This is a genomic window from Pseudomonas sp. NY8896, from assembly GCF_039634505.1.
In genome coordinates, this window is record NZ_CP132350.1 from 199,253 (window position 1) to 209,766 (window position 10,514).

11 protein-coding genes and 1 pseudogene are annotated in these 10,514 nt (G+C 58.2%); 10 read left to right on the forward strand and 2 right to left on the reverse strand.

Annotated elements, in window-relative coordinates; genetic code table 11:
- Positions 1–6: 6 nt before the first annotated feature.
- From Q9451_RS00850 to Q9451_RS00880, 7 genes and pseudogenes are all read left to right on the forward strand, one after another.
- Positions 7–348 carry a hypothetical protein gene (locus tag Q9451_RS00850; protein ID WP_012269973.1) on the forward strand — a complete coding sequence of 114 codons (342 nt, stop codon included), beginning with the start codon at positions 7–9 and terminating at the stop codon, positions 346–348.
- 198 nt (positions 349–546) lie between these two features.
- Entirely contained in the window at positions 547–1,446 is a 900-nt protein-coding gene (locus Q9451_RS00855) for a TauD/TfdA family dioxygenase (protein WP_012269974.1), read from the forward strand.
- Positions 1,447–1,464: 18 nt separating this feature from the next.
- Positions 1,465–2,484: an ABC transporter substrate-binding protein gene (locus Q9451_RS00860; RefSeq protein ID WP_012269975.1), complete on the forward strand. Its 1,020-nt coding sequence runs from the start codon at positions 1,465–1,467 to the stop codon at positions 2,482–2,484.
- A 6-nt stretch (positions 2,485–2,490) separates the two neighbouring features.
- Positions 2,491–3,354, forward strand: coding sequence for an ABC transporter ATP-binding protein (locus tag Q9451_RS00865; protein WP_012269976.1), 864 nt, complete (start codon positions 2,491–2,493; stop codon positions 3,352–3,354).
- A 14-nt stretch (positions 3,355–3,368) separates the two neighbouring features.
- Positions 3,369–4,232 carry an ABC transporter permease gene (locus tag Q9451_RS00870; RefSeq protein WP_012269977.1) on the forward strand — a complete coding sequence of 288 codons (864 nt, stop codon included), beginning with the start codon at positions 3,369–3,371 and terminating at the stop codon, positions 4,230–4,232.
- 210 nt (positions 4,233–4,442) lie between these two features.
- Positions 4,443–4,931, forward strand: coding sequence for a type VI secretion system tube protein Hcp (locus Q9451_RS00875; protein WP_012269978.1), 489 nt, complete (start codon positions 4,443–4,445; stop codon positions 4,929–4,931).
- Between the two features lie 9 nt (positions 4,932–4,940).
- Positions 4,941–5,923: pseudogene (locus Q9451_RS00880) on the forward strand (hypothetical protein).
- A 475-nt stretch (positions 5,924–6,398) separates the two neighbouring features.
- On the opposite strand, the gene Q9451_RS00885 reads toward Q9451_RS00880, so the two are convergent.
- Positions 6,399–7,379: an IS5-like element ISPa16 family transposase gene (locus tag Q9451_RS00885; RefSeq protein ID WP_038410028.1), complete on the reverse strand. Its 981-nt coding sequence runs from the start codon at positions 7,377–7,379 to the stop codon at positions 6,399–6,401.
- Positions 7,380–7,567: 188 nt separating this feature from the next.
- Here Q9451_RS00885 and Q9451_RS00890 point away from each other — a divergent pair, with 188 nt between their 5' ends.
- Positions 7,568–8,191, forward strand: a complete 624-nt coding sequence (locus Q9451_RS00890; protein ID WP_012269980.1) for a hypothetical protein — start codon at positions 7,568–7,570, stop codon at positions 8,189–8,191.
- Positions 8,188–8,547 carry a hypothetical protein gene (locus tag Q9451_RS00895; RefSeq protein ID WP_223296394.1) on the forward strand — a complete coding sequence of 120 codons (360 nt, stop codon included), beginning with the start codon at positions 8,188–8,190 and terminating at the stop codon, positions 8,545–8,547. Before Q9451_RS00890 ends, Q9451_RS00895 begins: the two co-directional genes overlap by 4 nt.
- Positions 8,548–8,838: 291 nt before the next feature.
- On the opposite strand, the gene Q9451_RS00900 is transcribed toward Q9451_RS00895, so the two are convergent.
- Positions 8,839–9,402, reverse strand: coding sequence for a WYL domain-containing protein (locus Q9451_RS00900; protein ID WP_012269982.1), 564 nt, complete (start codon positions 9,400–9,402; stop codon positions 8,839–8,841).
- A 206-nt stretch (positions 9,403–9,608) separates the two neighbouring features.
- Between Q9451_RS00900 and Q9451_RS00905 the strand changes: the two genes are divergently transcribed.
- Positions 9,609–10,403: a tetratricopeptide repeat protein gene (locus tag Q9451_RS00905; RefSeq protein WP_012269983.1), complete on the forward strand. Its 795-nt coding sequence runs from the start codon at positions 9,609–9,611 to the stop codon at positions 10,401–10,403.
- Positions 10,404–10,514: the final 111 nt, after the last annotated feature.

A 10,514-nucleotide genomic window follows, 5' to 3' on the forward strand; every position in this document is an offset into this window, starting at 1 on the left:
ACCGCCATGTTCTACGTGCAACGCGACGCTGCCGGCCAGTTGCTGCGGGTAGAAGCAGCCGCCTTTGACCAGTTCACCGAAATGCTCCCTGCCGACCATGCCGATATCCAGGAGTGGTTTGCCGACGACGTCGTGGAAAACAGCCTCAACCAGCTCAAGCAAAGCGACCTGGACATGATCCGCGTGCTTGAGGACCTGATCGATGTGCTGACTGCCAAAGGCGTATTCAAGATCACTGACCTACCCGCCGGTGCCCAGGCCAAGCTGCTCAACCGCTCCACGGCGCGCAAGGCACTCAGCAGCCTGAACAACCTCATCGATGAAGAAGAGCAGGGCGGGCTGATCTGATTGCGAACCGAGCAAATCCCAGTGCTATGGTTATTCTTTAAAGGTATTTAAAATATAGCTCTTATGACTTTATAGTCACTTCCACTGCGTACCCGTCGACCAATCGATGCGCCGCACGACTTGAACCCACACGGGAAATCCCCGTGCGTTTCTGATCGTTGCGCGTCGTTGAAGTCGCGCACTGCGTGGGAGTGAAAAATGTCAGCCGCCTCGAACGCCTTGTCGACCATCGACAGCGCCCAGCCGCAATGCTTCGAAATCCGCCCGTTCTCCGGTGCCGTCGGCGCCGAGATCATCGGCCTGGACCTGGCCAGACCGGTCAACGTCGAGGATTTCGCCCGTATTCATCGCGCCCACCTCGACCACCATGTACTGGTGTTCCGCGACCAGCGCATCAGCCCGCAACAGCAGATTACGTTCAGCCGCCGCTTCGGTGAGTTGCAGATCCATGTGCTCAAGCAGTTCCTGCTGACAGGCCATCCCGAGATCCTGATCGTTTCCAACATCGTCGAAAACGGTCAAAACATTGGTCTGGGTGATGCCGGCAAGTTCTGGCACTCGGACCTGTCGTACAAAGCGCTGCCCAGCCTCGGCTCCATGCTGCATGCCCAGGAGCTGCCCAGCGAAGGCGGCGACACCCTGTTCGCGGACATGCACAAAGCCTGGGACGCCGTACCCGACGCCTTGCGCAAAGTGGTTGAGGGCCGCAGCGCTGCTCACTCCTACACCGCCCGTTACGCCGAGACCAAATTCGAAGGCAACTGGCGCCCGACCCTGACCGCCGAGCAATTGGCGCAGGTACAGGAAGTCATCCACCCGGTGGTCCGCACCCACCCGGAAAACGGCCGCAAGGCCCTGTTCGTCAGCGAAGGCTTCACCACCCGCATCGTCGGCCTGCCAGACGACGAAAGCCGCGACGTGCTGCAACAGCTGTACGCCTTGAGCGTGCTGGAGAAGAACATCTACCGCCACCAGTGGCAGCCCCACGACCTGGTCTTCTGGGACAACCGCTCGCTGATCCACCTGGCCACCGGCTGCCCCGCACACCTGCGGCGCAAGCTGTACCGCACCACCATCCAGGGCGATGCCCCGTTCTGACGACTGAGGAACCCCATCATGCGCAATTCCATCAGCCGCTTGGCGGCAAGCATCGGCCTCGGCGCGAGCCTGGTCATCGGCAGCCTGGCCGCCCCCGCTGCGGCCCAGGCCGAAGGCAAAATCCGCATCGCCGAGCAGTTCGGCATCGTTTACCTGCTGCTCAACGTGGTGCGTGACCAGCAACTGATCGAGAAGCACGGCAAGGAGCAGGGCATCGACATCGATGTCGACTGGGCGCAGTTGTCAGGTGGTTCGGCCATCAACGATGCACTGCTGTCCGGTTCGGTGGACATCGCCGGTGCCGGCGTCGGCCCGCTGCTTACTGTGTGGGACCGCACCAAGGGGCGGCAGAACGTCAAGGCTGTGGCTTCGCTGGGTAACTTTCCATACTACCTGGTCAGCAGTAACCCCAACGTGAAGACCATCGCCGACATCTCCGACAAGGACCGCATCGCCGTGCCCGCGGTAGGTGTTTCGGTGCAGTCGCGCTTCCTGCAGTACGCCGCCGCCCAGCAGTGGGGCGACAAGGAATACAACCGCCTCGACAAATACACCCTGGCAGTACCGCACCCGGATGCCACTGCCGCGCTGCTGGCCGGTGGCACTGAGCTGAACGGGCACTTCTCCAACCCACCGTTCCAGGACCAGGTGCTGGCCAACAAGGACGTGCATGTGGTGCTCAACAGCTACGACCTGCTTGGCCCCAACTCGCCGACCTTGCTGTTCGCTACCGAGAAATTCCGCAAGGACAACCCCAAAACCTACAAGGCCTTTGTCGACGCCCTGGCCGAAGCCGCAGACTTCGCTCAGAAGGACAAAGCCGCCGCAGCCGATACCTACATCCGTGTGACCAAGGCCAAGATCGACCGCGACGCGCTGATCAAGCTGATCGACAACCCGCAGTACGAGTTCACCGTCACGCCAAAGAACACCTACAAGCTGGCCGACTTCCTCTATCGGGTAGGCGCTATCAAGAACAAGCCGGCATCGTGGAAGGACTACTTCTTCCAGGACGAACGCCCGCTGCAGGGGAGCTGACCGATCATGACCGCCCCTTTGCCAGGCCACACGGCCAGCAACCTGAGCCGTGTCGCCACGCCACCTTTGCTCAAGGTGGATAACCTCAGCCTCGAATACCGCACCGCGCAGCGCGTGGTGCGGGCCACCCACCAGGTCAGCTTCGAAGTCGACCGTGCCGACCGTTTCGTGCTGCTCGGGCCTTCTGGTTGCGGCAAGTCCACCTTGCTCAAAGCCGTCGCCGGTTTCATTCAACCGCAGGAAGGGCAGATTCTGCTGCAGGGCCAAGCGGTGCATGGCCCAGGTCCAGACCGCATCGTGGTGTTTCAGGAGTTCGACCAACTGCCGCCGTGGAAAACGGTGAAGCAGAACGTCATGTTCCCGTTGCTGGTGGCAGGCCAGCTCAAGCGCGCCGAAGCCGAAGAGCGGGCGCTGCATTACCTGGAAAAGGTTGGTCTGGCCGCCTTTGCCGATGCTTATCCGCACACGCTGTCGGGTGGTATGAAGGCTCGTGTGGCGATTGCCAGGGCGTTGGCCACCCAGCCGAAGATCCTGCTGATGGATGAGCCGTTCGCTGCACTGGATGCGCTGACCCGGCGCAAGATGCAGGAAGAACTGCTGCTGCTGTGGGAAGAGGTGCGTTTCACCCTGTTGTTCGTTACCCATTCCATCGAAGAAGCGCTGGTAGTGGGCAACCGCATCCTGCTGCTGTCGCCGCACCCGGGGCGGGTGAGGGCGGAAGTGCACAGCCATCAATATGATCTGGGCAGCCTGGGCGGCAGCGATTTCCAGGCCAGTGCAAGGCGTATCCACCGCTTGCTGTTCGATGAGGCAGACGTCCCGGAACAGCCCGACGACCTTGGTTTCAACGATATCCGCATCGCCTACTGACAGGAGCTTCAGCCATGACCACTACACCTGTACGCCAGGAATACGAGGTGCAGCTGGAGCCCCTGCTCAGTGTGCCCCTGGAACGCCAACTCCCCTTGGCCCAACGCCTGTGGCAGCAAGGCTGGCTGCGCAAGGCGCTGATCCTGCTGGTAATCGCTGTGCTATGGGAGGCCGTTGCTCGCTATCAGGATAATGACCTGCTGTTGCCGAGCTTCCTGCAAACCGCCGCGGCCCTGTGGGACGGCCTTGTGAGTGGCGAGCTGCCCGCCAAGGTCGGGGTTTCGCTGGTGATACTGCTCAAGGGCTATGTGCTGGGTATCGTCCTGGCTTTCGGCTTGACTAGCCTGGCGGTTTCGACCCAACTGGGGCGGGACTTGCTGGGCACGTTAACCTCGATGTTCAACCCATTGCCGGCCATTGCCCTGTTGCCGTTGGCCTTGCTGTGGTTTGGGCTGGGTGATAACAGCCTGATCTTCGTGCTGGTGCATTCGGTGCTGTGGGCGCTGGCGCTGAATACCTATGCCGGTTTCCTTGGTGTGTCGGAAACGCTGCGCATGGCTGGGCGTAACTATGGCCTCAAAGGGTTGCGGCTAGTGCTGCACATCCTGGTGCCGGCAGCCTTGCCGTCGATCTTGTCGGGGTTGAAGATCGGCTGGGCGTTCGCCTGGCGCACGCTGATCGCTGCCGAGTTGGTGTTTGGTGCCAGCAGCGGCAAAGGCGGGCTGGGCTGGTACATCTTCCAGAACCGCAATGAGCTATATACCGACAAGGTGTTTGCCGGGTTGGCGGTGGTGATCCTGATTGGTTTGCTGGTGGAAGGGTTGGTGTTCAATACACTGGAGCGGCTGACCGTGCGGCGTTGGGGGATGCAGCGGTAAACGGTATCGTCATGGCGGCCGTACGCAGGTTTGTTGCGGCGTGCGGGCCGCTAACCAAATCCAGAAATACTTTCAAACATCTGTTATCCAAAAACATCGTGAAATTCGTAGGAAACTTCTGAATCTTGCATCGATCTCCATAGAAAGATTGCGGCCGTTCTTTCCCGAGCCTAGCCTGTTCCGCTCCGTCATTTACAAGGAACAGTAATCATGGCTTTCGATGCCTATATTCAAATCGCGGAAATCGCTGGCGAAGCAAAAGACGAGCAATACAGCAACTGGATCGAGATCCTCGGTTACACATTTGGTGCCAGCCAAAGCACCTCCGTCACCGCGAGTTCTGCAGGCGGCGCCACTTCCGGGCGCACCACGCTGAGCAATCTGACCTTCACCAAGTACCTGGACAACGCCAGTTGCAAACTGCTCGAAGCCAGTTGCGCGGGGCAGCACCTGAAGGAAGTGAAGCTGGTCGTCTGCCGCGCCGGTAGCGACAAGCTCAAGTACTACGAAGTGGTGCTCGAGGAAGTGATCATCGCCGACTACGCACAAAGCGCGCATGCCGGTGTGCCGACTGAAATCGTTCAGCTCAACTACGGCCGTATCAAGACTACCTACACCCGGCAGCAGCGCGTCGACGGCAGTGCTGGCGGCAATGTGACCGGTGGCTGGGACCGAATTGCCAACAAGAAGTTTGCGTGAGGAACGACCATGTCCGAGGCACGCAGCTTTATAAATCCAAGGGCGCAGAACTACGCGACCCTGAAAAATGGCACGCCCATGAGCGCCAACCAGCAGGCCAAGTTCGATGTGCTCAATGCGCATATCGTCAATACGGTGGTCTTGGCCGGTGAACTGGTAATCGTCGGTGATCCCGACACTGCCTCCTGCACCAGCCATGAAGCCTTTCTAATGGCCAAGGCGGCGGGCATCCACCGCGACATCATGCTCAACGGTGGCGGTGTCGACGGGTTCTTGCTGGAAAACTTCGAGATGCTACAGAGTCTGCTGGCCCATGCGTCGATAGGGGCAGGGGCAGCGAGCGATGGCTGGGCCAGGCATCTGGATGCGATCAAGAAGACGCTGGAGCAGATCGAGCAACTGCACCGCGCGCATATGAGCGGGGGTGCATTCAGGGAGCGCGAAGAGTTTTATGCAAAGCGCGCGTGTTGTTCGGAACCCTGGATGAACAGCTCGGGCGGGCCGCTGCATACGGCACAGGGCTAAAGAATCATGGGTCGATCAAGCGGATGTTGCAGCTCTCTAGCAAAAGCTACTTGAGTACCGGGGAAATTTCAAAATATGCCGACAAGGTAGCCGGAGTCGCTAGGGCTGCGGATATGATCAAGAAAGGGGGATACCTCGGGGTCGCATTGGATGTCGCCGCTACGGGGTTGGAAATTCACAAAGCTTGTATACTTGGGCGAGAAGAAGAATGCACCAGAGCAAAATATGTCGAAGGTAGCTCATTAGTATTAGGCTTGACGGGAGGCAGTCTAGGCGGTGCATTCGGTGGCGCAATTGCCACGACCGGTTGCGCAGTTGTCCTTGGTGCAGTGACCGGACCTGGTGCTCTAGTCTGTGGGGTTGTGGGCGGAGCAGTAGGGGGTGCCGTTGGAGGCGAAATAGGAAATGCGGGTGGAGAATTTATTGGCGATCTGATTTATCGCAAGGTCTCAGATGATACCAATTGAGCCCGGTTGGGTGGCGCTGCTTGTTTTTAGCCCAGGGCTGATAATCCTAATTTTGCTTATTTATATTGCTCATTTTTACGTTGAACGAATTGAATCCTTACTAGAAAAATCAAGCTATATACAAGGAATAAGGAGCACCTTTCTCCGGGCTGGACTACCAGGGAAAGTCTTACGCACATGCTGTATTGCTTGCATGATGACAATGCCGGCTATTTATGCCCGTCGCGGGCTCATCAACATGAAGGAAGTAAACAATTTCCCACTAAAAATGAAACGGACACTCATTGGGCTCTGGCTGGCTTTGACTATCGAAATCCTATCCATGTTAGGGAAGGTCTGAAGTAACCCTGTATTTCCGGTCGACTTCAGCCCTTGCTGCTTTTGAAAGCGGGCCGTCGATCAAAATCGACCAGGTAACCCGCTCAGTTCTCCGTTTTTGGCCGCCGCGAGCACCTCGCAGCAGCCATTTTCCGCATTACAGGTGCACCTGTCCTGCGGTAGTCAGCAAATGTCGGCGCGCCATCCATAGGTTCGACAGCGCGAACAGCGTCACCAGCTGAGCGGTGTTCTTGGCCAGGCCACGGAAGCGCACCTTCACGTAACCGAACTGGCGCTTGATCACTCGAAACGGGTGCTCGACCTTCGCTCGCACTTGTGCCTTGGCCTTCTCGATCTTGCGCTTGGCTTTGTACAGGGCGCTGCGTTTATCGAGCTTCTTGTAGGTGCTGCGGCGTGCTGCGACCTGCCAGATCACTTCGCGGCCCGCATGTTCGGGGCGCTTTTCGACGCCGGTGTAGCCGGCATCGGCGCAGACGACGTTCTCGTTACCGTGCAGCAGTTTGTCGACCTGGGTGATATCCGCCACGTTGGCTGCCGTGCCTACCACGCTGTGTACCAGCCCCGACTCATCATCCACGCCGATGTGCGCCTTCATGCCAAAGTAATACTGGTTCCCTTTCTTGCTCTGGTGCATTTCCGGGTCGCGCTTGCCGTCCTGGTTCTTGGTCGAGCTGGGTGCGTGGATCAGTGTGGCATCGACGATAGTGCCCTGGCGCAGCGACAGGCCGCGATCCCCCAGGTAGCCATTGATTACGCCGAGGATGCCGGCTGCCAGCTCATGTTTCTCCAGCAAACGACGGAAGTTGAGGATGGTGGTTTCGTCGGGAATGCGCTCCAGGCTCAGCCCGGCGAACTGACGCAGGATGGTCGTCTCGTAGAGCGCTTCTTCCATGGCCGGGTCGCTGTAGCCGAACCAGTTCTGCATCAGATGGATACGTAACATGGCCATCAGCGGATAGGCTGGACGACCACCTTCACCCTTTGGGTAGTGTGGCTCGATCAGGGCAATCAATCCCTTCCACGGCACCACCTGATCCATCTCGATCAGGAACAATTCCTTACGGGTCTGCTTGCGCTTGCCGGCGTACTCGGCGTCGGCGAAGGTCATCTGCTTCATGGAAAAACTCGGCTGGCGGGATCGGCGTATTTCACCAGATTCGGGAAGTCTTTTTCAGACCTTCCTTAGTGTTCCGCGCCTGGCTGTACTTGCGTTAGCTTACACTGGCCGGTGCTGCACATAGCAAGAGTCGCCCCAAAAGTATCGACCCCTGCCGGCTGCAGCAAAGCATTCCTGATCAGCAATCGATGAACAGCCGATTACCGCTGGAGCAGATCGAGCAACTGCACCACGTGCATATGAGTGGTGGTGCGTTCAGGGTACGAGAAGAGTTCTACGCCAAACGTGCGGCGCTGTTCAGGACGTTGGATGAGCAGCTGGGGAAGACTGCCGCTTACGGTTCTGGTCTACGCAATCAGGGATCGATCAAGCGGATGCTGCAGCTATCCACCAAGCGCTATCTGAGTACCGGGGAGATTTCCGGATATGCCGAGAAGGTAACGGGAGTGGCGAAGGCTGCGAGTCTGATCAAGAAAGGAGCCTATATTGGCATTGCATTGGATGTGGCCGCGACAGGTTTATCCATTCATAAGGCGTGCACCATTGGGCGTGAGGAAGAATGCAGAAAAGCCAAGTATATAGAGGGGAGTGGCTTAATCGGGGGCCTAGGTGGAAGCGCTATGCTGGGTGCTTTGGGAGGTGCCACAGCATCCCTGATATGCACGGTAGTATTCGGACTACCGACTGGCGGGCCTGGTGCTCTAGTATGCGCCGTTGTCGGTGGAGTTGTTGGAGGTGAAGTAGGCGGTGACAAAGGTAAAGAGGGCGGCGAGTGGCTCGGGGAAATTATCTACGAGAATAAAAAATCGTGAATCAATTTGAGATGAACTTAGTTGCTGTGGGTTTCTTCTTCTTGGGTATGGCAGCGCTGTTGGTGCTTGTGTTCGTGGCTGTGCGGTATCTTGATGAGATTGAAGAGTTACTGTCGAAGAGTGTTTATGTTTCCGGGAACAAAAAACTCTATGCGCCAGCAGGAGTTATAGGAAAAATAATGCGTATCTGTACCATATCAACAGTATTGACGATGCCGGGTGTATTTGCGCGTAGAAGATTGGTTGATGTGGATCAGTTGCGAGATTTTCCAAATTCGATAAAAAGGGTTTTGGTCGGGGCATGGTGCACAATGTTTATCTCTTCTATGGTCTTCCTGTTTCTCGGTTCTTTTTAGAAGGGCGGTAATAATTTGAAGGAACTCGTGACGCAAACATGGAAGTGGAAGACTGCGGTTCAGACCAAAACACGTGCCTATAGCGGGGTTGCGTTGGATGTGACACTCCCCACGGGTTGATTTTCACAATCTTGTTTCTTTTTTCAATGGTGTGATGAAGTTTTTCGGTTTGCCTTTTTAATCGCTGATTGCGCTGCAGTTATCCGGTTAGGTACGGAATGTCGGGCTGGCACGGTTTTAGACGGGTACTGAGGGAGTGCGTGCAACATTCCGCTCGGGCAGTGCGCTATCTCAGAGGCTACTCTGGTACTGAGCCGCCGCACTGCTCAGGATCTTGCCAATCTCTTCACGCAAGTCAGCAGGCTGCTCCACCACCACCCCATCCCCATGGCTCAACAGCCACCAGCGCAATGGCCAACCATCGCTCACCGTGGCGCGTAACCGATGCCCATGCTCCAGCGCTGTCAGCTGCATATCGCTGCTCAAGGGGGCAACCCGCAACTGCCGCGCCAGTGCATCGCTGATCCGTGCCACCAACTCCATGCCTTCTCCCTGCGCCGGTTGCAACGCATCCCCTCGCAGATGCGTGAGCAAGTCGAAGTTACCGCGCAACTCGCCCACGGCACTGGCCGACCAGTGCCAGCCAAACGGAATACTCTTGTCATTACGTTCCAGCGGAAAGATCAGCGACAGCTCATTGAGGTCGCGCTCGACGGTGCGTTTGCTGACCGTAAAGCCCACGTCACGCAGGCGCCACACCAACTCGGCGCTGGTAATGCCTGGAGAGCGGCTGGGCAGCTGGCGCAGCAGCGCCCACTGTCGGCTGAGGGTGGCGCGAGTGGTGGCGAACGGCAAAAGATAACGTCCTTGTCTAGGCTTGCCGCAATAGGATGGCGGCACGCGAGGGGCGTGGCAATTGGCCACAGCCCGCTCAGATCAAGGAAGTCGCATTTGGTTGCCTCGTGCCGAATCGTTCGCGACAGGTTTTGACGTGACGTCACGCAGAATCACGCCTCATCACAACCGAAGGTTGGGTTGTGCGTCGTTCAATGAGGATGAACATGTCTGCTGCCAGCAATATCCATTCGCTGCTTGCCCGCCTTCTACCCGAGCGGGTCATCGCCCCACCGGCTCCCGTCGGGAGGCGACAGCGGCTGTTTGCCGGTGTGGGCTTGCCCAGCCAGCGGTCGCTGCTGGTCAACCGCCTGGATGAGGCCAGCGACCTGCAGGCAGTGTATGTCGACCTTCGCCGTCAGGCGTTGCAAGGCAGTGTGGCGGCACTGAATGACCTTGGCTGGATCTGGCTCAACGGCAAGTACTGGCGCGCCGATACCGAATTGGCCGGGCACCTGTTGCGCATGGCGGCCCTGCAGGGCAATGCTGCTGCCTGGTTCAACCTTGGGCAGCAGCACTACTTCGGCAAGGGCATCGAGCCTTCCTACGTGCAGGCGGCGGAGTGCTACCGCCAGGCCTTCGAGCGCGGGATGCTGCATGCCGCGGCGGCGCTGGGAGACCTGTATGAGGAGGAGGTGTGCGATGGCGACCTGGATTGGCAGGTAGACCTGGTGCAGGCCTACCAGTGGTTCCTGCGCGGGGCCGAGCGGGGCGAGGCGCGTTGCCGTTTCGAGGTGGGCTACCGGTTGATGCACGGGCTGTATGTAGAGGCCGACCTCAAGGCGGCGCTGTACTGGCTGGAGCTGGCGGCAGCGGCGGGAGTCGTGCAGGCGGCAGAGGAATTGGCAGTGCATTTCAGCAGCCGTGACGTGGTGCGCTACCAGGAGTGGCGGGACCGGGCAGTGCAAATGGGTAGCACCTTGGCTTTGACCATGAAGTTGGAAGATCAGATCCAATCCTGATCGTCTGCAGCCTGTGCCGGCAGGTAAAAAGCTCCAGCATGAACAACAATTCATCCATACCCCTCGTCACCCCCTGTTGACGGCGGGGGGAGGGCAAGGCGTATATTGATA

Coding starts and splice junctions, on each gene's coding strand:
- Q9451_RS00855 (WP_012269974.1), top strand. CDS start 547: ATGTCAGCCGCCTCGAACGCCTTGTCGACCATCGACAGCGCCCAGCCG.
- Q9451_RS00885 (WP_038410028.1), bottom strand. CDS start 7,379: ATGAAGCAGATGACCTTCGCCGACGCCGAGTACGCCGGCAAGCGCAAG.
- Q9451_RS00905 (WP_012269983.1), top strand. CDS start 9,609: ATGTCTGCTGCCAGCAATATCCATTCGCTGCTTGCCCGCCTTCTACCC.
- Q9451_RS00890 (WP_012269980.1), top strand. CDS start 7,568: ATGAACAGCCGATTACCGCTGGAGCAGATCGAGCAACTGCACCACGTG.
- Q9451_RS00860 (WP_012269975.1), top strand. CDS start 1,465: ATGCGCAATTCCATCAGCCGCTTGGCGGCAAGCATCGGCCTCGGCGCG.
- Q9451_RS00875 (WP_012269978.1), top strand. CDS start 4,443: ATGGCTTTCGATGCCTATATTCAAATCGCGGAAATCGCTGGCGAAGCA.
- Q9451_RS00850 (WP_012269973.1), top strand. CDS start 7: ATGTTCTACGTGCAACGCGACGCTGCCGGCCAGTTGCTGCGGGTAGAA.
- Q9451_RS00865 (WP_012269976.1), top strand. CDS start 2,491: ATGACCGCCCCTTTGCCAGGCCACACGGCCAGCAACCTGAGCCGTGTC.
- Q9451_RS00870 (WP_012269977.1), top strand. CDS start 3,369: ATGACCACTACACCTGTACGCCAGGAATACGAGGTGCAGCTGGAGCCC.